At 43.1% G+C, this 24,255-nt stretch carries 18 protein-coding genes; 6 read left to right on the forward strand and 12 right to left on the reverse strand.

All coding sequences use genetic code 11. The annotated features are described in order from the left end of the window. Positions 1-138: 138 nt before the first annotated feature. Positions 139-330 carry a CsbD family protein gene (locus GTW09_RS06515; protein WP_071980899.1) on the forward strand — a complete coding sequence of 64 codons (192 nt, stop codon included), beginning with the start codon at positions 139-141 and terminating at the stop codon, positions 328-330. Positions 331-376: 46 nt separating this feature from the next. On the opposite strand, the gene GTW09_RS06520 is transcribed toward GTW09_RS06515, so the two are convergent. Together GTW09_RS06520 and arfB are read right to left on the reverse strand one after the other, a co-directional pair. Continuing rightward, positions 377-1,063 (reverse strand): hypothetical protein, encoded by a 687-nt coding sequence (locus tag GTW09_RS06520; RefSeq protein ID WP_163110992.1) that lies wholly within the window; start codon positions 1,061-1,063, stop codon positions 377-379. Positions 1,064-1,221: 158 nt separating this feature from the next. Next, a complete protein-coding gene (gene arfB, locus GTW09_RS06525; protein ID WP_071980901.1) occupies positions 1,222-1,638 on the reverse strand; it encodes an alternative ribosome rescue aminoacyl-tRNA hydrolase ArfB in 417 nt (138 codons plus the stop codon). 205 nt (positions 1,639-1,843) lie between these two features. On the opposite strand from arfB, the gene GTW09_RS06530 reads away from it, so the two are divergent. Beyond that, entirely contained in the window at positions 1,844-2,683 is an 840-nt protein-coding gene (locus tag GTW09_RS06530; protein ID WP_338024930.1) for an alpha/beta fold hydrolase, read from the forward strand. A gap of 13 nt (positions 2,684-2,696) precedes the next feature. Here GTW09_RS06530 and GTW09_RS06535 read toward each other — a convergent pair whose 3' ends face one another. Continuing rightward, positions 2,697-3,131, reverse strand: coding sequence for a hypothetical protein (locus GTW09_RS06535; protein ID WP_163110995.1), 435 nt, complete (start codon positions 3,129-3,131; stop codon positions 2,697-2,699). A gap of 324 nt (positions 3,132-3,455) precedes the next feature. Here GTW09_RS06535 and GTW09_RS06540 point away from each other — a divergent pair, with 324 nt between their 5' ends. Continuing rightward, positions 3,456-3,980 carry a cytochrome b gene (locus GTW09_RS06540; protein WP_203565656.1) on the forward strand — a complete coding sequence of 175 codons (525 nt, stop codon included), beginning with the start codon at positions 3,456-3,458 and terminating at the stop codon, positions 3,978-3,980. A 20-nt stretch (positions 3,981-4,000) separates the two neighbouring features. Continuing rightward, a complete protein-coding gene (locus GTW09_RS06545) occupies positions 4,001-4,567 on the forward strand; it encodes a YceI family protein (RefSeq protein WP_163110997.1) in 567 nt (188 codons plus the stop codon). 200 nt (positions 4,568-4,767) lie between these two features. Here the strand turns inward: GTW09_RS06545 and GTW09_RS06550 are convergent, their stop codons facing one another. Both GTW09_RS06550 and GTW09_RS06555 read right to left on the reverse strand, forming a co-directional pair. Continuing rightward, on the reverse strand, positions 4,768-6,060 hold the full coding sequence (locus GTW09_RS06550; protein WP_163110999.1) for an NAD(P)/FAD-dependent oxidoreductase: 1,293 nt from the start codon (positions 6,058-6,060) through the stop codon (positions 4,768-4,770). 59 nt (positions 6,061-6,119) lie between these two features. Then, the gene (locus GTW09_RS06555) at positions 6,120-8,198 is read right to left on the reverse strand and encodes a TonB-dependent receptor (RefSeq protein ID WP_163111001.1); all 2,079 of its coding nucleotides are present in this window, start codon (positions 8,196-8,198) and stop codon (positions 6,120-6,122) included. A gap of 284 nt (positions 8,199-8,482) precedes the next feature. Here GTW09_RS06555 and GTW09_RS06560 point away from each other — a divergent pair, with 284 nt between their 5' ends. Next, the gene (locus tag GTW09_RS06560; protein WP_163111003.1) at positions 8,483-8,926 is read left to right on the forward strand and encodes a DUF2721 domain-containing protein; all 444 of its coding nucleotides are present in this window, start codon (positions 8,483-8,485) and stop codon (positions 8,924-8,926) included. A 134-nt stretch (positions 8,927-9,060) separates the two neighbouring features. Here the strand turns inward: GTW09_RS06560 and GTW09_RS06565 are convergent, their stop codons facing one another. The 7 genes from GTW09_RS06565 to GTW09_RS06595 form a co-directional block, all read right to left on the reverse strand. After that, a complete protein-coding gene (locus tag GTW09_RS06565; RefSeq protein ID WP_071980908.1) occupies positions 9,061-10,074 on the reverse strand; it encodes a 5'-methylthioadenosine/S-adenosylhomocysteine nucleosidase family protein in 1,014 nt (337 codons plus the stop codon). A gap of 176 nt (positions 10,075-10,250) precedes the next feature. Further along, the gene (locus tag GTW09_RS06570) at positions 10,251-11,558 is read right to left on the reverse strand and encodes an OmpP1/FadL family transporter (protein WP_163111005.1); all 1,308 of its coding nucleotides are present in this window, start codon (positions 11,556-11,558) and stop codon (positions 10,251-10,253) included. Between the two features lie 174 nt (positions 11,559-11,732). Then, positions 11,733-12,812 (reverse strand): GGDEF domain-containing protein, encoded by a 1,080-nt coding sequence (locus GTW09_RS06575; protein ID WP_239059300.1) that lies wholly within the window; start codon positions 12,810-12,812, stop codon positions 11,733-11,735. 70 nt (positions 12,813-12,882) lie between these two features. Further along, positions 12,883-14,784, reverse strand: coding sequence for an ATP-binding protein (locus tag GTW09_RS06580; RefSeq protein WP_163111007.1), 1,902 nt, complete (start codon positions 14,782-14,784; stop codon positions 12,883-12,885). 19 nt (positions 14,785-14,803) lie between these two features. After that, positions 14,804-15,820: an ABC transporter substrate-binding protein gene (locus GTW09_RS06585; protein ID WP_163111009.1), complete on the reverse strand. Its 1,017-nt coding sequence runs from the start codon at positions 15,818-15,820 to the stop codon at positions 14,804-14,806. Positions 15,821-15,938: 118 nt separating this feature from the next. Beyond that, the gene (glgC, locus tag GTW09_RS06590) at positions 15,939-17,276 is read right to left on the reverse strand and encodes a glucose-1-phosphate adenylyltransferase (protein WP_163111011.1); all 1,338 of its coding nucleotides are present in this window, start codon (positions 17,274-17,276) and stop codon (positions 15,939-15,941) included. Positions 17,277-17,592: 316 nt separating this feature from the next. After that, complete coding sequence (locus tag GTW09_RS06595; RefSeq protein ID WP_163111013.1) at positions 17,593-18,246, reverse strand: hypothetical protein; 654 nt, start codon at positions 18,244-18,246, stop codon at positions 17,593-17,595. 331 nt (positions 18,247-18,577) lie between these two features. Between GTW09_RS06595 and GTW09_RS06600 the strand changes: the two genes are divergently transcribed. Beyond that, positions 18,578-24,160, forward strand: a complete 5,583-nt coding sequence (locus GTW09_RS06600; RefSeq protein WP_163111015.1) for a vWA domain-containing protein — start codon at positions 18,578-18,580, stop codon at positions 24,158-24,160. The last annotated feature ends 95 nt before the right edge of the window (positions 24,161-24,255 follow it).

Genomic DNA, 24,255 nt, shown 5'->3' on the forward strand with positions numbered 1-24,255 from the left:
AGCATAGAAACATAAAAAGTTGATATAATACAAGGAAATACATCATGGAACAGGCATTGCTTCATCTATAGTGAGTGTTAGGTTGGTGCTTAAATTGACCAATTTATCTCAAATTCATATTGATAAGGAGAATGCATTATGAACAGTGATCTTATTGAAGGTAATTGGAAGGAAATGAAAGGTAAAGTGCAACAGAAATGGGGCAAACTTACCGACGACGACCTAGATAAAATTGACGGTCGCAGAGAAGAATTAATTGGTAAGGTTCAGCAGGCATATGGCAAAAGTCGAGATGAAGCTGAGCGGGAAGTTGATGGCTATTTAAATTAAAAAATATCCTTCGACCTCTACTCTTTCTTTATAAGGAAGAGTAGAGCTATTTGTCTTGCTCGCTGGATGCGTTCATGCTTTTTTCCCACCAAGGAAGAGAAAAGTCTATTTCATCGGGGTTCTGAGTTTTTGCATATTTCATACGCACAGAACTCCAAAATGCAGCTTTGAAAATAGGGTCGTAGATAACAAAATCACCTTTTTCGCGATATTGTTCAAACAGCTGCTGATAAGCCCCTACTGGTGTGAGCGGGTTATCTTGCTGAAACACAACATCGCCACCATAAGACTCATAAAGCGCTTTGGAAACCTTCCAGCTCTTCGCCATACTCTGCGCCAACGCCATGCGATAACGCTCTAACTCTTCCTCTGCATAGTCGTCCGCGCTATCTAAATCCACCGTCCATAGTTTTATTACTGAATAAGCAGACTGAATTTCACTATCTTCCGGAACTATGTCATTTTTTTGTGCAAAATCAGCAAGCACAGACTCGGCTATTTTACTTCCTAGTGCTCGTTGCGCGAGTATATCGCGAACCTCTTTTTCTGATTTATCAGTAAGCATAGATTGGAATCGCTCAACATCCTCGGAAGAAGGCTGGAGCTCGGTATTTGAGATAGATTTATTGAAAAGGCGAGCAATAATTTCGTTTGCCGCCTGAGGCGTGTTCATGCCGAGACAAAATACTATAGCAGCAAACAGCACCATTGGGATTACTTCTGAACGAGTCACTTTTCTGCTTTCCGATATTTAGAGCGAGCACGCATCGTAAAGATGCACTGTTAGATACTACGCTCCAGCACACAAGACACATCTATTTATATTTATTAGCGTTTTTCGTTGTCTTGAGGAGTGACGTTTTTGAAGATTATACTTAAGTTTGTTTACTGCTAAATATCCACTTTTTTGCGCAGTGATTTTTTGACTCCACGCAGCTTTTTCGCGTCTACTCTGCGCGCCTTGGCCGCGCGACTCACTCGCGTAGGCTTTCTCGGCTTTTGCTTTATCGTTGCCGCTTTGATCCAATGAAGCAGGCGTTCAATGGCATCGTCTTTATTTTGCTCTTGAGTGCGATAATTTTGCGCTTTAAGCACAAAAACACCATCGGTAGTAACGCGCTTATCTCTCGCTGAAAGCAGCGTTGACTTTATAGCCTCAGGCAGTGATGAGGCATTAATATCAAAGCGAAGATGAATGGCACTACTTACTTTATTTACGTTTTGTCCACCCGCGCCTTGAGCACGAATTGCCTGCATTTCTATTTCGCTGTCGTCTATAGACAGCGATGATGTAATCTTCCTTTCCATACCATTTCCTATTTAAACTCTGCGCCTTTATCGTATTTTCAACGTATTAGAGTATCATCTAACGTCACATACACTGTTTATTTATTAATTCCTTTTACGCTCAGGGCTGATTATGCTTATCGCGCTATTAATTTTAATTTGTATCATGGCTCTTCTTTTTTGGTTCACATCTAGCGTTGACAAAAAAATTGAAAAGAACTTTTTTGTGCCTGGGAAGTTAACGACGGTAAAAGAAGGCACTATTCATTGGCAGCAACAGGGAAGCGGCCCCGCCCTTATCTTAATTCATGGGTTATTGGGAAACAGTGCAAATTTTGCGAACTTGGCTTCGTTACTAGCTAAACGCTATACAGTTTACAGTATAGACAGACCTGGCAACGGTTTTTCATTGCGTTCTAGCACTGCGTCAGCGTCGTTTGAAAAGCAAAGCAGCATGATATTGGAGTGGATGGATAAAGTCGGTATCAACAGTGCTTACTTAGTTGGCCACTCAATGGGCGGGGGAATTTCACTGAGAATGGCAATAGACGCCCCCGAGCGCATTAAAGCTGTTTCATTGTTATGCCCACTCACCGCGCCATTAAATAAAGGCGCGGGTCCACTATCCATACTCTATATCCCAAATGGCATTCTGAGAAAGGGGATATCCAAAACTTTAGCGAGCCCTTTCAGAGTGAAATTCGGCAGTAAACAATTGGCGCAGATATTCCATCCTGAATCCATCCCACCAAGCTTTGTTAAGCGTGAAGGCGGGGCATTAGCATTACACTCGCGATGTTTTTACGAGGGGAGTAAAGACACGGTAGCCGCGCAGGGTAGTTTAAAAAGGCAAGTGCCGGAATATGCTGGTATAACATGCCCTGTAGGTGTGCTGTACGGTGGCTCAGATACAATCTTAGAGCCCAACAGCCACATCCAGCCAGTAGTAAGTGCTGTTTCAGGGGCAGTATCAGAAATTATCGAAGGTGCAGGACATATGATCCCTATTACTCAGCCCCAACATTGCGCCGATTTTATTAATGCTGTAAACGATAAGGTTCACTAGAGAAGGCGTTTTATCAGTGAGTCGACATTTTTTGAAATACAGTGCCATCGCCTTGGGCATGCTTGGCTAATATGGAAGAAAACTGCTCGTGTGCATCACTTTTCTTAAGCGAGCGAAGATAATCACAAATCATTTCAACGCCGTCGTGTTGAACGCAAGTGTCTGCTGGCGAGCTTCCAAAAGCTAAATTGTAACTGTAAAACCACATTTGCATTTGTTCAGTGTCCGCTTTTGACATGGCACTGAGTAAATAATACATTCGAATAAAAGACAGCTGCTTGCGATACGCTGGCGCGCTATTTTCGAATCCTGCCAGGGTATTTTCAGCAAGTTCTCGTGTAGAAATACCAAGTATTTCAGAAACCTGCGTTATATTTAAACCTAATTCTTGATACGCCCACGTGAACGCTTTTGTTACCACATTAGCGGGAAATGGCGTTTTGCTCATGTTTAACCTCACTTTTAGATTTATTGTTTTTCATTTTTCGCTCTGATCAATACTAATGCAGCTAAAATCGAGCCAGTTTGCAAAAATATTTATTAACAATAAATAAACTTTAAACCCGTGACTTACGTTGAAAGAGTTTCAATGCACGTCGAAAGTCGGTTAGGGCTGTCTGAAATAACCATTACTTGCTTTAGAGCATAGGCAACATTCTAGAAAAAAGAATGATTTATTGCGTTTTTACAAATTTTTATTCTTAAGTTTAGGGTATACGCTATTTAACAACATACATGTTGGGCGCGAAGGAAGAGTAGTAAGGATTTAATTATGACGAGATGGCCGAGAGTTATTTTGCTTCTCCATTGGCTTACTGCATTTGCGGTAATAGGAATGTTTGCGTCTGGTTTATGGATGGTAGATCTCACCTATTATAGCGATTGGTATAAAACGGCGCCTCACTGGCATAAAAGCATTGGTCTTACGCTTTTTGCCTTTACCATTGTGAGACTATTATCGCGGGTCGTTTATTCTCGCCCGCCAACACATGGAAATGCATTTGAGAAAAAAGCGAGCAAACTGGGTCACATTGCCTTGTACACGCTGCTTTTAGTCATGTTTGTATCCGGCTATCTCATCTCCACAGCAGATGGTCGCCCTATCGATATTTTCAACTGGTTTGCCGTACCGAGTATTGGCGAACTTATCGACAACCAAGAGGACATTGCTGGAGATATTCACTTCTATCTAGCTTGGACTCTTATCATTACTGCCGCTTTACACGCAATAGCAGCGTTAAAGCATCATTTTTTCAATAAAGACAATACATTGAAGCAGATGTTACGGCTTCGCTAATTTTCACTAAGGAGATACTAATGAAGAAGTTAACTCTGGCACTTGCAGCAGCACTTTCTCTAAGTTCTGCTCACGCAGCAGACTACGTTATTGACAGCAAGGGGGCTCATGCATCAATTAATTTCAAAATTCAGCACTTGGGGTATTCATGGCTAACGGGCCGTTTTAACGACTTTGAAGGCACCTTTAGCTACGACGACAAAGCACCTAGCGATGCGAGCCTTGTGGTAAATATAGACACCGACAGTGTTGACTCTAACCATGCTGAAAGAGACAAACATTTAAAAGGCGATGACTTTTTAGATGTGGATGAGTACCCGACGGCCAAATTTGTCAGCACAAAAATTGTGGAAAAGGGCGATGGCATGATGGATGTTATGGGCGACTTCACACTACACGGTGTCACTAAGCCAATAACGATTAGTGCTAAGAAAATTGGCGAAGGTAAAGATCCATGGGGCGGATATCGCGCGGGCTTTATGGGCACAACAGAAATTGCACTTAAAGACTATGGTATTGATTATGACCTTGGCCCTGCATCACAAACCGTTGAGTTAGAGTTACACGTTGAAGGCGTTAAGCAGTAATGCAACGCCTTTGGCTCTCTTAGTTTCATTGGCGCAAGCACCGTAAGTGACGCTTTGAGATTAGTAACTAGTTAGCAATGACAAAAGCCCGCATCAGATGTGGGCTTTTTTCACAAGTTATTCCTGCATAAATAGCTATGCCTCAACAAAGCAAAGGCGGATAGTGTTATACCAGTCCGCATGGATTGGTATTAAAAGTACTAGTGAAGTTTTAGCTTGGGACTCATAGCGTGGCTTAATTTTTTCACCAATAGCTTTAATGCCCCTCTTAACTTTCCGTGAACGGCAAACTGGTGCATGTTATATAAAGACACGTAAACCAACTTAGCCAGTCGCCCTTCTATAAACATACTGCCGTTTGACAACGAGCCCATTAAACTTCCGACGGTGCTGTACTTGCTTAAATGAACTAGCGAGCCATAATCTTGATAAACAAACGCTTTTGTTTTTTTGCCATTAATGAGCGCAGCAATATTATGCCCAACGATGTCAGCCATTTGATGTGCAGACTGAGCACGGGGAGGCACCCATTTACCGTTGTCTTGCTGAACACCACAACAGTCTCCCAGTACCCAAATGGCTTTATCGGTTGTACTTCTCAACTGCTCATCAACGAGAATTTGATTGGCCTTGTTAGTTTCAAAAATACCCGTATTGGTAACGAAATCTGGCGCCTTCACTCCTGCTGCCCACACCATTAAATCAGCACTTATGCGATTGCCATCTTTGGTGATCAGCCCTTTACTGTCGGCCTCGGCCACTGTTGTTTGCTCTTTAATAACAACGCCTAAATCATTTAACGCCTGGCGAGCCGTATTCGCTATACGCTCAGGTAGCGCAGGTAAAATCCGCTCACCGGCTTCTATTACCGTTATCTTAAGGCGAGATGCAGACATATTTGGCATACCGTACGCTTTAGATAAGTTCGCTACATGATGTAACTGAGCCGCTAGTTCAGTTCCAGTCGCCCCAGCCCCCACTATTGCCACATTAATGCCCGCTTCGCTGTCTTCTTGTTGGTTGATACGAATAAGCTGGTTGAGCAGAGCCCGGTGGAATCGTTCCGCCTGAACAAGCGAATCTAAAAGAAAGCAGTGCTCAGCCACACCTGGCGTACCAAAGTCATTACTTACGCTGCCAATAGCCATAACCAGCTGGTCATAATCTACCTTGCGCTTAGGAAGTATTTCATGGCCAGCGTCGTCGATAAGGGGAGCGAGAGAAATAGTTTTAGCTTCGGCATCGATAGCGCACATCTCACCTAACTGAAAACGATAGTGATGATTGGCAGCATGAATGGCGTAATCTACACCGTCAGAATGCTTATCTATCACGCCTGCGGCCACCTCGTGTAAAAGGGGTTTCCACACATGAGTACGGCTTCTATCAACTAGCGTAATATCGGCTTTATTTTTACTCCCCAACTTTCTACTCAAGCGACTTGCTAATTCAAGTCCGCCGGCTCCGCCACCCACTATCACTATCTTTTGCATCGTTATTCACCTGCTAGTGTTGGTTCCATGTATAAACGCTCGGGTTGTTACAATAGGCGCTACATTGTGAAGGTTGCACTCAACATAAAGTTACGCGGACGACCTGGGAAATAGCGATCGCCGGTAAAAGAAGTAAAGTCAGCACGCTCTGCATAGGTTTCATCAAGTAAGTTGTTAATGCGAGCGTACAAGGTTATTTGCTCTGACATTGCGTAACTTGCGCGGGCATGCAAAAGATTGTGACCATCGTACTCATTTGCGTTTTCAGGGTCTGTAAAATAGCTAGCCACATGCTGCCACTCAAGCTGCGTTTCAATATCGTCGGTGAATGAATACTGTAAACGTGTGTTGAGTAACAGGTTGGGAGCGGTATCCATATCGTTCCCTTTTATATTTATCTCACCCGACAGCTGGTCGTGCTCATAGGTATGCGCAGCGTAGGTACCGGCGAAGTCGAGACGCAGACGAGAGTTAATGGCGTAATTTACAGTAAGCTCAACACCTCTATGCCACGTCTCTCCGTTACTGACATTGAAAAAATCGCTGTCGCGGTAAATCACATTGTCTTTGCGTAAGCTATATAGCGATAGCACATAACTACCGCTTGCCATACTGCCCCTTAATCCCACTTCTACATTGGTGGCGTCGACAGACTCAAGATCGGTAACCTCTTGTGCCCGCTGAAGTCGATAAAGTTCGGTCGCCTGAGGTGCCCTATATCCTTTTGAAATACCGCCATACAATTGTGTTTCGCTCGACAAGGTATATTGCATAGAAAGCTTGGGGCTAAAATTATCAAAATCATTTTCCCCACTTTCTGGTCGGCTATATCGGCAACCACCAAAACCGCACTGCGTATCGTCTTCTCTTAACCGTCCCACATTCATATTGTTAGTATAGTCGTAGCGCATACTTTCGAAACGCCCGCCTACAGAAACATCCCACTTTCCCTGCTGCATGTTAAAAGCAAAAAATGGCGCTATTAAGGTGGCATCAACCTCGTAGTCGTAATGTTTTCCAACCGGCACAGTCTCTACCAAAAACGCTGAGCCTATGGTCTTGCTGTCTTGCGACTGAATCAGTTCTCCTTGAGTGTGTTCTGCATCCAAACCAAGATCGATATTCCACGAGTCGTTAACGATATAGTTGTATTGTGAAAGAACGCCAACGCCTTCCTGGGCATTTTGTTCAAGGGGCTTACCCGGCAAAAAATGCATTCTAAAGTCCATAGATTGATTGCGTACATATGGAGTAATAGACAGCGCGTTTCCATTATCAAATAACCAATCTGCTTTGCTCCATAACCGTAAACTTTTTGCCTTTCTGAACGCTTCTGGATTAGGGTTACTGCGCGCTATGTCTTCATCTTTATAGCTCTCAAAACCAGTTATATAGCCCGCTGTCTCTTGATCTAAATTTGTATAGGTAAGTCCGCTTGTTACTGACAGGCTGTCAAAATCGACTCGATGACGTACGTTCACTTTCTTTTGGTCTACGCCTTCGTCGTTTCGATAGCCAGTATCGCGCGTTACGCTGGCATTTATTCCTATGCCACTGTCTCCAAAGTCTTTTCCTTGTCGAAGTTTTACGCGATGAAAGCCATAAGACCCATAATCTAAACCAACAAACCCGCCGCCTCGCGTTGTATCTGGCGTTACTACATTAACCACACCATGGATAGCATTCGAGCCATAAAGCGCTGAAGCTGGCCCTTTAATAACATCTATGCGCGACGCCATTTCACCATGAGCTTCAAACAGCTCGTTAATATTACAAAAGCCAGCGGCACGAAGGGGAATACCGTCCTCAGCAGCTAAAATTCCGCCGCATGCCCCTGCTCCTGTGAGCACAGGCGAGCGCAATGCGGGTAGATATTCTTGGCCATTGCCTCGCTGTACACCAGCACCAGCAATATAATTTAAAGACTCCTGAATATGCTGAAACGACAGTAGATTAAGTGTTTCTTCGGTAACGGAAGATACAACGTATCCTACGTTATTATCATTTCCCGCAATGCGCGATGTGGTGGTTTCAATACGCTCAATATCTTTGCTATCAGCGGCTTGGGATACGTTTGAAAAACTAGCGGCAAGAGAAAGCGCAATTAATGAAAATGACAATAACGGCGTGGACGTCATTAAGATTCCTTTGTGTAATATTTTTTATATGAATGAATACGCACATTAACCATGTGGCGATTACATCAGTTTTTTCGGAGTAGTTTTTATTGAGTTTTTAAACCGACAAATTGAGGTTCGTTGAATACCATACGGTATTTTTACAAAGACAAAAAAGCATTGCGCTAAAAGCACATAAAAGTAAGGTAGGACCAACGCTTGGGAGTAACTCGTGGTATCTTCTGACTATTAATCATCAAATATCCACAACTTAGAAAATTGCTCGGCCAATTTGGAGGAATTCATTGGACACACTCATACCCAGCCTGTCACAGCTTATAGAGTTTGCTGTAGCCCCTGTTTTCTTACTTACGGGTATAGCAGGTTTTTTAAACGTGATGTCGTCGCGACTAGGGCGAATTTCAGATAGGGTCCGTGTTGCAGAACGACAAATTCATACGCTTTCAGACCCACATATCGTTGATAGGTCTAAGCGCGAAATAAAAGTATTGTGGCGGCGAGTTAAGGTTATTAACTGGGCCATTGGGCTATGTGTAGCCTCCGGTTTGCTGGTGTGCTCTGTTATTATGGCGCTGTTCGCAGGTTCACTTTGGATTGTAGATTTAAAAACACCGATAGTGGTGCTGTTTATCCTTGCCATGATGTTCTTGATAAGCGCACTTATTGTATTTTTGGTTGAAGTGAAACTGGCTACAACCACTATTAATATGGTGAGAACGATACGCTAACCTTCTAGCCCAGGGTCATGTAGCGATAGGCGCAATACTAGGGCGTGTTGATCTTTGCTGTACACTTTTGCAGCGGCCTGTGAGCCCAGCAAGGTAAGTCGTTTAAAAAGCTTACCTTGCCTGCAGGCAGGTACTTATTCTTGCTCTGACAGTGTATCTAATATGGAGAACAGCACATTAGCGCCTATACGAGAAACTTCGGTGTCGTATTTGCTCTCTACATTAACTCCCTCTTGACCACCGGCTAAGTCACTTATAGCGCGAACGATAACCCAATCTACATCATTTATAGTGCAGACCTGACCGATGGCAGCAGACTCCATTTCAGTCACTTCTGCATTAAACACTTCGCGAGTCCATTTGCGATATTCCCGATTATCTAAAAATACTGAGCCTGTTACACCGTTGCCACCCACATGCAGATCTGCATCACGCTCACCCAATACACGCTGTGTGGGCAGGGTAGACATGGCTTGTTTTGCTGCATCAAGAAGCCGCGGCGAAGCAGTAAAATAAGCCGTATCTTGTGGTTTATCCATACCTTCTTTCACAATTAGCACTTCATCGGGATGAATAAAATGGAAGGGCTTATAATTAGGTAAATGAGGATCTTTTGCGCGTCGAACTGTTTGTTCTTCTACGAAAGCTTCGTAATATTCTGGAAGAATATACTCACCCTCGTTATTCGGATCTTGGTTAGTGTAAACACTCTCATCATGATAGTACCAGCGAGCAGGTACAATAACATCCCCAGGCTGCCATTTAGGGTTTATCGCCCCGGCAATGCCCATATAAACTACTTGCTTTACTGGGAAGTAATCTAATGCCATTTGCATCGATAGTGCAGCATTCGCAATACTCATCCCAGTAGCAAACACTAAAATGGGTTCGTTGTGGTAAGTACCCAAACGATAAGTAATACCTTTGATTTTGAGAGTAGTGTGTATACTGGCGTTGGGATCTTGTTCTATACGATTGAGTATTCCCTTCATTTCAGGCGCGTATGCAACAGTAATAGCGGTAAACGAGGGTTCATCAAATACTCTAGGCCCATAGACAGCTGATTGCACAGAGTGACTATGAGATGTGCAGCCTGTGAGCAACAAAGCGCTGAATGCTAAAAGAACAATAATGGTGTAGTTTTTCATTAGCTAAAAACGTCAGTTATGATTATTCAAGTCCTCTACGCTAACACTTTAATTGGCTAAAAAAACCCTTTATCAACACAATTCACACTCTTAATACACTCTGTAAACAGCCCATAAACAAACTGCCGCAAATGCGGCAGTTTGGATAATATGCTGTTAGCTAAAGTGACAGTATTTTAGAAGCGAGAGTTGAATTGAACACTGAATATATGTGCGGTTGCAGACTGGCTGCCAACAAACGTAGAAGTAAGCGTACCTTGCTCGTTCAAAGCACGAGTTTTATCAATGTCCGCTTCTCTTCCGTTGATATACACATAGGCGCCATCTATCGACATATCGTCGTTAAATGAGTAGGTGAAGCCACCCGATACCCAGTGACGATCAGTATCTGGAATACTCAGTGAACGGTTTTCAACGGTTACCACTCCATCATCATAAGCATAGCCCGCACGAAGCGTAAGCTCATCGCTTAGTATATAGGTTACGCCCACTGAAGCGCGCAGCGAATCGTCGAAGTTTTCTTGCTTTATTAGGAAGTCTGAGCCGTCATTTAAGTTAGCTTCTAACTTTTCAAACGTGCTCCAATCGGTGAATGTTAAACTCGCTTGCACCGACCATTGGCTGTCTAGTCTTTGATTTACCGCTAGCTCGGTAATTGCCGCTAAGTTTAGATCTAGGCTTCCTGGCTGATTTAATTCAGCAGTGATTTGTGAACTCACGTCACCGCTCAACGTTAACTCTGTTTCTGCACGATACGATAAAGCAATGTTAGTGGCATCTGTTGGCTGCCAAAGCGCACCAACATTCCAACCAAATCCCCAGTCTTCTCCCTCTAGTTTAAAAATGGAGGTGTTAGCCGGAACTTGTGTTTGTAGTGCACCGCTCAATATTGGCGACAGGCTATTAGAAATAGCTGAGCTAATTTCAGCATCGGCGAAAGTAGCATTAAGCCCTAACCCCAACATCAGGTTATCGTTCAATTTATAGGACACCGCTGGATTAAGAGTGATAGATCTTACTTCTGCCGTATCAGCAAAATGAAGAGCCTCAAAATCATCGCTATAATCTGATCGCAAGCCGTAGGTTGTGAATAGGCCAACACCTGCAGACCATTTGTCGTTTATAGGAGAGATATAAAATACGCTAGGTACTATTGCGGTATCGGCAATGTCGCTGTCAGAGGATTCCGTTGCCCCGACAGGCTGCCCACCTGCGGCATAGCTCACATTGCCACTCACATCTACGCTAGGAGCAATAACGCTAACTGAGGTGCTAAATTGAGACTGTTTAAACACACCAATGGCTGCCGGGTTAGTGGCAAGAATAGAGGCGTTTTCTGGTGTTGCTGCTTGACCTGCCATGGCGCGGCCAAGCCCGTTTGCACTGTGTTCGTTAACTTGAAAGCCGGCTGATAGGGCAGAGGAAGAAGCCAAGGTAGTAAGTGCAAGACATACTGATGCACGAAGAGAAAGCTGTTGCTTCATAAAATACTCATGTGAAGAAAAAATTGCAGCGCGCATTCTACGTACAGGAGTATCATTGTTCAATGTAGGTTAACGCGATTTACGCATTTTTACCGTTTTTTACATAAATTTAACCGCATTTTCGCCGATTTTATAAACAAAACCGCATGGTGAATTAGAAGAAATGCAGTGCCTTTACATTTGAGCGATTTCGAAGCGGGCCTTTCCCTTGTCTTTTGCGGTATAGAGCGCCTTATCTGCAATATCAATTAGCCCATCTATGGTGATGTCATTAGGCTTTTTCGTCATAACCGCACCAATAGAGCAACTCATAAAAGCATTTACCGCACCTGGTGCATGAGGGACATTTTCCTCCTTCCAATCTTTGAGTAAATTTTCACAAATCTGGACTAGCTTTTTATCGTCAACATCACTCAATACCACGACGAATTCTTCCCCGCCATAACGGCCGACAATATCAGTCTCACGCTTGAAAATATTTTTCAATATTGAGGCTTGTTGCCGTATGACTTCATCACCCTGTTGATGACCAAACTTATCGTTGTATTTTTTGAAATCGTCTAAATCTAACATCAACACAGCTAAAGACACATTGTGACGCCTGGCGTACGCTAGCAAACTTTCGCTTTGATTACGTAAAGCACGCCTATTCAGTAATTCTGTTAAGGGGTCGAATTTGCTCAGTTTGGTTAAGCGATCATTGGTTTTTTTCAGCAGTGAAAGGCTGCTATCGAGACGATATTTTGCGTAGGAACACGTAAACAGTGAAGCAGCAACAAACCCAATAGATATTGGCATACGGTCACCATAAGCGGGTGCCAGCCACATTAAAACGATAAAACCAGCAATATTTATTACTGCACTTGTGATCGCAAAACGAAAGGGAATGCCTAATGCAAAAACGCAGTAGAACGCATATAAAATTGTACCTTCATAAGGAAAAGCGAACTGAAACTCCTGCCAACATACCAGAATCAACCAATAGTTTGAGTAAGTAAGCAGAACCAGTAAAGCAGTGAATATGTAAGCTCGGTAATACTCAAATCGTCGCCAGAAAGACAGCAAAACAACGGCAAATATAATGGGGATTTGAATAAACAGCCGGTCGTACGTATAAAGGCTGTGCATGGTACTAGGTAGTAACAGAAAATCTGCCACCATAAAGCTAGCAACAATAAGTGCGCCGATAACAAGAGCGACACGCAGACGAATGAGGTCTTTTGCTTTAGTGATTGGCAAAGAAGATATTGGCAAAAAAACTCGCCTCCGTTGTCGTATTACACGCCTTAATATTAGCCCAGAAAGGAGTATTAGACATAGTTTGCTAAAGGTTCAGCGTTTGCAAACTATTGCGCAGCCCATCTAGCGTTATGGGCTTAGTTACAATATCGTTCATACCGGCTTCTCTAAATGCAACATGGCGTTCTTGAAAAGCCTCAGCGGTTAAGCCAACGATAGGCGTAATGTTAAATGGCTTCCCTAACTTTCTTATTCGTCGGGTCGCTTCAATACCATCCATTACCGGCATGTGCACATCCATGAACACCATATCTATTCCACCTTCCTCAACCCGCGACACTGCCAGCATGCCGTTCTCAACATGAATAACATTACAATGCAGTTGCTCCAATAACGCTTTTGCTACTACGGCATTTATCGCATTGTCTTCAGCTAACAATACGTTTAATCCCTGACGCAGTGATTTGTTCCCTGTTTCTTCGTCAACTAATGCATTGCCATTGGTATCTACCTGGGAACGACTTTTTACTATGGCGGTTACAGTGAAGCTAGACCCTTCGCCTAGCTTACTCATTACCTTAATATCGCCACCTAAAAGCTCGGCCAGTTGTTTGGCAATGGCCAAACCCAACCCCGTGCCGCCATAAAGGCGAGTAATTGACGAGTCGGACTGAGTGAATTTCTCAAAAATGTGAGAAAGCCGCTCTTTCTCTATTCCTATGCCCGTATCTTTTACAGAGATAACCAGCTTGTTTTCCTCAGGCTTCTCACCCGATGGAGTATTTAGCTTAGCCGTAATTTTTACCGTACCCTCACGAGTGAATTTAATGGCATTACTCACTAAATTTATGACAATTTGACGCAATTTCGTGATGTCGCTGGTAACCAAAACATTGTCTAAGTTTTTACTCGAATAAACGAGTCGAGTTCCATTTGCACTGGCATTGGTGCCAAGCAACGTAATCAAATCATTGAGCATGTCATCAAGGTTAAACTCGGCCACATCTAGGTCTGACATACCAGACTCTATTTTTGAAAGATCTAAAACGTCATTAATTACATTGGCCAGAATAGCGGCTGAAGACTTTAAATCTGAAGCATATTTACGCTGTTTATCGTCTAACGATGTGTCGAGAAGGAGGGTAGCAAGGCCTTGTATTCCATTAAGAGGCGTTCTTATCTCGTGGCTCATAACCGCAAGAAAGTCGGTTTTAGCACGATTAGCCTGCTGTGCTTGCTCTACATATTCGGCAATTTCCGCAGACATAGCCTCTACATCTCTCGCCAAACTCCCAAGTTCGTCGTTTTGCTCTACATTTATGTGAACCTGATTGTGGTCGATAGCAATTCTACTGGCCGCCCCACTTATTTTTTGAATAGGGGCAATAACAAAATATTGCGTCACTCTTCCCATCAATAGACCTACAAGGGCTACCGCGAGCAAAGTGACCAAACAAGTCAACCAAGCTATTTTAGAGAGCGACGCCTGAAGCTCGTCAGCAGGTTGAACAGCGGTGAGCTTCCAGTTCCACGCTGAAAAAGTGGTACAGGCAAATAGAATATCCTGCCCATTAAATTGAGACTCTCCAAAGGCTAATTTAATGTCGCCCATATTAGCGATACCACCGTTGCCAGTGTCTGGAATCATTTTCTTTTCAAAGGTAGAAAAAAGAATATCCCGCGTGCTTTCATCACTGATAACAAAGTGTCTACCCGTTCTTTGATGCAGTGAATTTAGCTCTTCGAAAACTTCATTTTGATACGCGTCACGAAAAACAGGCACGTTTTCCAGGCCAGAATTCATGAGTAACTCTCGCCTGTCTTCCACAATTTCCATGACATTAAGAGCCAGTGTTTGAGTGAGCAATTGATACTCGCGCTCTCGCACTGAATCATAGGCGGTAAGGTAAGCCCAGTATCCAGTCAGTGCCATTCCAATAAGTAGAATTGGTATATATATGGCTAATAATTTTGATTTTATTCTCATATCAACTCTTTGCTATACCCTACTGATAAACGTGCTGTTCAGATAGTTTCAGGTAGTAGGAAGGTATAGGAAGCTGCAGTTTTATAGCAGTAGATACATTCACTGCTACGGTAAAGTTTTCTATTTTTTCTACTGGAAAGGTAGCGGAAGAGCCCTGTGCTAAAACCTGCTTTGCAGTATTAGCGGCAGACTTACCAATATCTTGAGGTTGTGAGACTATACCAATGAGTGCGCCTTGCTTCACAGCGTCGACGCTTTCAGCAAACAGTGGCAATAAACCCGTGTGCTTTTTGATCGCTCCAATGAGGTGATCTGTTTCAATAAGAGGACCTGCAGATAGCCAATAACCATCGAGATATTCATACTCACTTTTTAACGTGCTAATCACATCTTCCTTCATAAGCTCTAACCCAGCCTCACCCGGCACATAGGGCGTTTGAATTGGAACAAAAACAATATTTTTATAGCGCTTTTGAAGGGCTAGTAAGCTGTTTACCGCATTGTAAGAAGAGGGATATGTTGAATGTATTAACCCTATTCTAAATATCTTATTTGGGTTGGACGCTTTGAGTACACCTTCGAGCATCTCAAGCTTTATATCGGCATCAACCACATGAGACTCACCGGTAATATTGCGCTTGCTCACTGCGCCAAACGCAGGAACAATGCCCTCTGTGACAGGCTCGCTGACCGCCATAAACAATTTTGGAGTGGTAAGTACTTCATTTGAATTAACAACCGCGCGAGTGGCTAAAGTAGCAACCGTGACAATAAGGTCGGCGGGTGAGGAAGACAACTCACCAGAAAGGAACGTCTTCGCTTGCTCTACCGAGCCTTCAGCATTGAAAACGCGAAATTGAATATCTTTATTTGGCAGAATGCGCTGCAACTCAGTCTCAAATGCCTTTCTCGACTCGGTAACAATAGGAACGGGTAAGGTTTCTATTATTGCGATGTCGATTTTTTCTTTCGCCGGTGCCATGAAAGATAGGCTGACAAATATCGCAACAAAAAGAATGCGTAATGCTATTGCCATGTTGGAAAACCTATTTGCACAAAATGCTTAAAAATTTAATTCCTATCATAAGTTTATTACAACCAGTTGCATAGAGTAAGTTTAGACGACAAATCAAACTTGGCTTCTGTGGTTTGTATTAATTACCATTAAAATACGCGGCTTTACCCGATGAAACTGCAGAAGTTGATAACAACCTTTTCTTAGATTTCTCCGAGCGAGCCACTTTATCTAGCATAGACTGCGTAATGAGTACAACGCCATGAGGACTCACTCTTAATCCGCGTTCGCGGTCGTAGTTATGGTCGAATCCTGCTTCAAAATGTGCAGGAATGCGGCAATTATGCGCTACGATCACGCGATACAGTTTGCAATGCTCAGCAATATGCGCATTGGGTAACACGATACATTTTTCTACATTAACCTCATGCGATACGCTAGCGCCATAGAATAAAAGCGACTTTGTGATTTTACTTATTCCTACTATACAACCGTTGGAAATTAATGAATCACTAACCGTTCTTGCAGCACAATTATTGCCTGTAAACTTAGCAGGGGGCAGAGACGCTTGCTCACACCAAATGGGCCAATGCTTATCGTACAAATCAATTTTATTTTCGCTATCAAGCAGCGCCATATTAGCTAACCAATAAGAGTCGATAGTGCCTACATCACGCCAGTAAGGATCTTGAGCGCCCTGAATATCTTTGAATCGGTATGCTTGAACGAAAAAGTTGTTTAGTACTGAAGGGATAATGTTTTTGCCAAAGTCATGCTCTGAGATGCTGCTTTGCGCATCGGTTGTTAGCTGTTCGAGTAAAAATTCAGTATCAAAAATATAGTTTCCCATAGACGCAAGGGTATAACCTGGTCTGTCTTCTAGCGCTTCGGGTGACAATGGCTTTTCTTCAAAAGAGGTGACCCTGTCGCTCTCATCAACATTCATAACGCCAAATTGACCAGCCGCTTCCGCAATAGGCACTTCAATACATGCAACGCTTAGGTCGCTACCCTGCGATACGTGCTGACGAAGCATTAAGCGATAATCCATTTTGTAGATATGATCACCCGCCAACACCATCACATATTTAGCACCAGAATCGCGAATGAAGTCTTTGTTCTGATACAACGCATCCGCAGTACCTAAATACCAATCGGATGGGAATTGCTGAGACGCAGGCAATACCTCAAACGAATGTCCGAACTCTTGATTAAATCTAGCCCACCCTTGGATAAGATGATGGACCAAGTTTCTAGACTTATATTGCGTCATCACTCCTATTTTCTTCAGGCCAGAGTTCACACAGTTCGACAGTGGAAAATCGATAATTCGATAGTGACCACCAAAGTCTAGGCCTGGTTTTGCAATAGACTCAGTTAACTCAAATAAACGCGTTCCTTGGCCACCCGCTAAAATCAATACTACGGTTTGGTCGCATAATTGCTGTATATCAACAGCTACAGTATGCTTGCTCATTTGCATCTCCGCTTTGTTGCGTGAGGGCGCGACAGCTATATACACCTGTATGGTTGCGCATCGTCATACGGCTGTTTTACATCTATACAAGATAGACTAAGTTCAATCATATTAAACCTATGAACCACGCCAATTACGTTGATCTTCATCAATTAGACAGGGAATACTTTTTAACCAGTCATCGTCAGATTTGAAGATGCGCTGCTAAAACAGCAAGAAACGTATTGCTCGAGGAACTGCGAGAATGGGAAATATTGGTATATAGCTCAGCTTTTAAATAACTGAAAGCCAGTGGGAAGCGAGCAATAAGTTAAAGCTAAAGTTGTGACTTGTTTGCTATTACTATCATTTGAATTAGCAAACAACCACGTGTGATCACGCTCGCACCATTTAACAATATAAGTGGCCAGGCTATGGCAAAAGGCATAGTGAACGCAAATGCCAAAGTAGTTACGTCTTTAATCAAAATGCTTTGAAACAAGGTCGGCGAAAGTGCGCCTATCACTTGGCTACGCCTAATCACAAAAAGCTGATGTAGGGTGCCCTGAACCAGCAACGCTGTGACGATAAGCATCAGGGTGGTAGCACCGAGCTTTGCTAGGCCAGGATAAGGCCGAAAACCGATAGAACAGACACCTACCACTACGGCAACAGCACAAAAACTAAATATAAAGCCTGTAGATAACGAGCGCCTGTCTCGCCATATCTGAAAAAGTATAACCAACACTAGGAGAATTGCGCCGAATCGCGTCCATACCAAATAATGACTAAGGGGCTCGATTGCAATACCGAAAATAAAGTTGGAATAAAATGCCAAAAAGCTTGAAGCGAACTGATTTGTCGACAAGCTTTTTGTAGGTGGTAAATTGCTGCTACGCAGCTTTTCAATGCTGATTATTTGCTTTACTAACCCGTACCACGTCAGCAAAAAAGCGACGGCGCTTATGGTACCTAAAATGTGGTACAACAATAGGTGGTCCTCTATCCGTTCGAAGTAAAGTTTAAAACTGGCTCGCATCCACAATGGCAAGTATAGACTGAGAACTCATCAGTCTTGAAAGTATATTTTTGTTACACTTCTACGGCGAAAACAAGCTACGTTCAATAGACATCGGCCCAAAAATTCTCCGTTGTATCAATTATTTGTTTAACTATTAAATTTTCTTGATATAGAGAGAACACTTCAGTAGGCTAATAAGGAGTGCTAAGGAAAGCACATTTTGTATACGGAAATTATACGCTAATCATCTGATTAACTTTCCTTAGTTGTGTCAAAAAAAGCACATCAAACGGAAAAAACGATGATAAATAAAATAAGCTTTGCCGTTTCAACGGCTCTTGCCGCGAGCGTAGTTCCTCCCTTAACCCTAGCAGACGTCACCGATATTTCAGTGGAGTCATACCGCAACACTCTAACTGTTACTGCACACAAAACGCAGAGTTTTGATTCGTTCGAGTATCGGTTGAAATATATATCCTCAGATTCGACAAATACGGTAGTCACTCCTTGGCAGTCTTCCAACAAATTTTCGATAGGGGCAAAGCACGGTAAGCTCTACCAAGTGACTCTTGAGGCGATGAATTTATCTACCGGTGATATCGTTAGTCTGTCTGAAAATAATGTATCACTGTCAAATACTCATCGTATCCTGCCTGTAGCTGCAAACAAGTCTGTTTACTTGTCACAAGAATCAGATAAATCAAATTCTGAAGGGAATTGGTTAAATGATTTTGCTGTCGATACTGACGCATTTCCGTTAATAAACATTACTTCCGACCTTACCTACAACGACAAAGCGTTTGATGGCAGCGCAGAAAACCTTCCGCTACTTAGCTCTTCTAATATAGAAGTAAGAGAAGACGGAAGATACGAAAGTATTACTAGGTTCGTTCAGCCCGACCCTAACTCAAGCCGCAAAATAGTCGACATCGTATTTGTTCACGATGATTCCGGTAGCTTGAACGACGAAGCGGCAAGTGTTCGTGCCAATATCCTCAGCTTTGTGCAGAGCCTATCCGACGAAAACTTTGATTATCGAATTGGTCTAGTACCCTATGGTGGTGGCGGTCGTTCCTATAGCTTTAGCAGCCCATCAGGGACACTTCTTGACAATGGCAGCTTAACTTCTGACCCTTCCAAATTCCAAGCTTACATTGATCAAATGCAGTTTGATGGCGGCACAGAGCGTGCATTTGACGCTATAAAACTTGCTGCAAATGGCATTTTATGGCGCCCTTCCACGCAAAAGGTAGTCATTCTTGTAACCGATGAAAATAACGACTACGGCTCAACATCAGAACCAGAAGTAACGCAAAGTTTACTTAATAATAATATTCTATTTTATGGCCTCACTGCGGGCCATGACGAGTTTGACCGCATCGCTGCCGCTACTTCTGGAAAAGTATTTGACGTACGATCAGATTTCTCATCGATTTTGTCTGAAATCGGTGCCGACCTTTCTTCTAGGTATCAAACACAGTACGAAACCGATAACTCGAATCTCGATGGCGTAGAGCGTGTCATCAATTTCAACGTTACTGCCAGTGATAGCCAAGCAAACCCGATAGAAGGCAAATTTGAGCTTAGATACACACCTCAACTACCGGTTTCGCTTGAGTTAACCTCTGATACTCAAGCACTAATAAGCAGTGGACAACTGCCTAGTAAATCGCTCCCAATCCGTGTGGTAGCCGGTTCAGAGGTGGCAATTTCAGCAATGAACTTGGGCTATCGCCACGACAGTGAATCGGGCTATAGCTTAGTGGGTATGATACAATCTTCTGATGGTTCATGGGTTGCGGAGATACCTGAAACAGCAGTTCAACAAGGGGCGCTAAACTTCTACATCTCTGCAGTAACTGATATTGGCGTAAAAACACTGCCTTCAGCAGACCCTCAAGAAAACCCTTTCATTGTTACTGTATTACCTAATGTACCGCCGGAATTTGCTCATACTCCTGTAGAAGCCACTCAAAAAGAAACAGAGCTCGTTATCGACGCTTTTGCGGAAGATGCAACAAACGAAGTAGCCGCTATAACCCTCTTTTATCGACAAATTGGTGCCCCGCTTTATACCGAAGTCCGTCAATCATTTGATGCGCCGCAAGCTAACTTCAGCGCGACTATTCCGGCAACTGAAGTCACTCAGCCAGGAATAGAGTACTTTTTAGTTGCTGAGGATGACTTTGGCAGCGAGGCCTTTAGTGGCAGCCCTGAAAACCCTCATCAGATCACTGTGCAAACTGATGCTATTCCAAGCGAATGTAATAACTATACTAATATCATGGTATGTGCTGATGACTTTGTTGTCTCTGCTGATAGCAATGAAGTACTCGCTAGTGGCAACGTTCAATTAGGAGCGACAGGCGGTAACACTGTTCTTGGTTTCTCAGGTGCGGTAACCATTGACACTATTAGCAGCGAAGTTCGCTCTATTGGATTAGGTCGTCTTACAGCGCTAGACATGTCGATGTTATATAATTCAACAACAGCAGACTTACCATTAAGCACTTTGTCTTTTACTATTGATGGTAATCTGGGTACGCCCGAGCTTTCCCCAATTAATGTCTTTGACTACTCGCTTCAAGGTATCTTTTTAAACGGTGGAAAAATTACCATAGGGCCTACCGAAGTGGTGATAGACACTTCTATGACCTTGCCATTAATGCAGAATTACGCGCTTCCTTTAGAGCAAAGAGCTTACCCTCTTGAAATAGGTGACTTGGTCCTATCACAAAATAGCGGTTCTTCTAGCGGTGAAATAATCGTAGACATAGATGAACTGCTAGGGACTAACTCTAGCAGCAGAATAGGTAAATTTGGCAATAGTGGACTGTCAATTGAGCTTGATACATTGACAATCGACTTTTTGTCACCAGCGGTAGGAATTGCTGGTGCTGCTAATTGGAATCAAAGCCAGTATGGCTTAGATGTAGGTCTTGGGCTTAACCCCGTAGGTATTAATTCCTTCGAGTTTAATTACAAAAACCTTAAGCGAAATAGTTTTGAGAGCGCAAGCAAAATTCCCATTGGAACAACGGGCTTCGTTATCGCTCATAAAAGTTCAGCGATAAAATGGAACAGAGCACCGAATGCAGCCGTAGGTGGCAGTATTTCTGGCTATTTCTCTGACTCACTTGGCGGGATGGCCAAAGCAGGCAGTAAAATAGGCGCTGATTTATTGAGCGGCTCACTTGGGCTGACTATTAGTAATATGGGAAGAACGTGGGCCGCCTCTGGGAACTTAAGTCTACTAGAACGATTCCCACTAGCGTCTACTGACCTTACGGCAGGCCTTCTTAGCTCTGGACAATACGGTGCAAACTTAACAGGCAACATAAACATTGCCGATATGATAACCGGCACTGCATTATTTAACGCGCAGTCTGGAAACAGAATGACTCAGCTAAGGTCCAAAACTAATTTAAATGTTCAGCTTCCACGTAAAATTCCCTTCATAGGCGGAACGCGTTTAGGAGGTAAAAGCGCGGAAATGCTGTTCAGAACTGATCATACCAACAACAACGCTCTTACTGCGTATTTCCAGTCATTGGTAAAATTAGGCTCTATCGATTTAGGAGTTCGCGTCGACTTCTCAGACCCCAAAGATATCGACTTTGACTTGATTAAAAAGTCCAGTGTTTCAACACCTGTCGCAAGTTTCTCCGCAAATGGTTTAGCGAGTGAAGAGCTCTCCTTTACTATTCCAGAAAATGAAGTGTCTGTTCTCTTTGGCGCTATGACAGACTCAGGTCTTCCAGAAGTCGAATTAGTGCTCCCATCAGGTGATGTGCTTAAAGCGAATGATATGCTAATTACGCTTGGTGACCCTGGCAACGATACGCTATCCCAATTTGCCTTTAACAACGGTGACAACCAGACGGTAATAGGGCTACAAGCGCCAGTTGGTGGTGAATACACCTTGCGTGTTGTTAACAGTGCAAATCTAACCGCGTTAGAAACCAGCATGGTAATTCCGAAAACACCACCTCAAGCAACGCTATCTAACATGCCTGCTAGCATAAATATTAGCGAGACATTGACATTTGAACTGGAACTTTCAAATGTTGACGGGCCCGCCATTGCTGAAATTCAACTAAGAGATGAATCTGAGACCATAGAGCTAACTCTTGATGAAGTTGCTGTAACACCGGGTTCCAATACAATATCAGTTGCACTACCTTCTGGTATAAATAGCGATGATTTTTATATTGTCGGTGTGGTTAGATACGACAACATGACAGTAGAAACTGTGTCGTTAAGTACGCTTTTTGTTGAAAACACAGCAGCACCAGAAGCTCCTACCAACATTGCAGCTACTTTCAGCAACGGCGGCGCTACAGTAAGTTGGGATAAGAGTAATACCACAGATATCGATGCTTATTATATTAAGGTTCTCAACGAAACGCGGAGGTCTTCTTCAGTAGTGGCTGTTTCAGGTTCGCTTGATAGTTTTGAGCTTGAAAATCTAACCAATGGCGATAATTATACTATTAGCATGGCTGCTTCTTTAGAAGATGGCCTTCGTAGCAATTTTGTAGGAAATGTCTACGGCTCTCCTATAGGTACTTTCGTATCCGGCTTTACCGACTTAGGCTTTGTCGATGCGTCGGTGACAGTAGTGTCTGAAACCGAAGTACGCGGCGAGCCTATTAAAGTGAACGCCACTATTGAAAACCGAGGGGACTTCACAGCGTATTCATCTCGATTGAATTGCTACTTCTCAGAAGTAAGCGACGCTAACCTTGTTAATAGCACGCTAATTGGAAACTTAGCGCCTGGTGAAACATTAGCGGTAAGTTGCAATATTGATCAGACTAAATTCGATAGTATCGGTAATGAAATTTACGTCACTATTGCCGACGTTCAACTACCTGACAACAAGCTCGCCAATAACCATGCTGTCGCTGAAAACCCTTTCTCTAAGAATGTGGCTCCTGTTGGTATAAGCGACGATATTGCGCTAGATGAAGACACTACTAAAGTACTTGATGTTATCAATAATGATACCGACGATAACGGTGATACTTTAAGTATCGAAAGCTTCACTCAGCCATCATTTGGTAGCTTAGCAGTAAATAATGGTGTACTTACTTACACTCCAGACAGCGATTACTATGGTATGGATAGCTTTACCTACGTAGTCAGCGATGGCGAATTTTCGTCAGAAGAAACTCTTGTTACGTTAGACGTTCTACCAGTGAATGATGCGCCTACCATAGCGCCAATTGAAAGCAGTCAAGTATCAGAGGGCAAGCAAATTATGCTTGCTGCGCAGGCTAATGATATTGACAGCGATACACTGACATATACATGGGTGCAAACTGCTGGGACAGAAGTAGGCATTAGCGGTGAAACGACAAACACAATAGAGATACAGGCACCTTACGTAAGTGAAGAGTCACCACTTACTTTTCTACTTAGTGTATCAGATGGTGATTTAACCACAGACTCTATTGTTGAAGTTGCATTACTTAATGATAACAACGCACCAGAGTTATCGATTGAAGCACCAGCTGAAGTTAACGAAGGTGAAATCGTAGAAGTCGTTGCGACCTACTCAGATGCAGATAACGATGAGTTAACGGTTGAGTGGAAACAGACTTCAGGTACACAAGTCGATATCGCGCAAGTTGAAGGAACAACACTTACCTTCGATGCACCCGAAGTATCTGCGGATGAAACACTCTCATTCGAAGTATCAGTAGCCGACGGTGAACATACGATAACTGAGTCAGTATCTGTAGTTGTTAGTAATGTTTCACCTGCGCCCAGCCCAACGCCTACTCCTGTAGAACAAAGTTCTGGCGGTGGTAGTACAGGACTATGGTTTGGCTCATTAGGCCTTCTTGCATTGCTAGGTCGTCGTTTAAAACGAAAGTAAGATGAACGAAAAAAGCTCTAGATAAATAATCTAGAGCTTTTTTATTACTAGCCTATTTTGATACATTTTATGCCTTATTACAGCATCACTGATAG

Source organism: Alteromonas hispanica (assembly GCF_010500915.1).
In the GTDB taxonomy this organism is placed as follows: domain Bacteria; phylum Pseudomonadota; class Gammaproteobacteria; order Enterobacterales; family Alteromonadaceae; genus Alteromonas; species Alteromonas hispanica.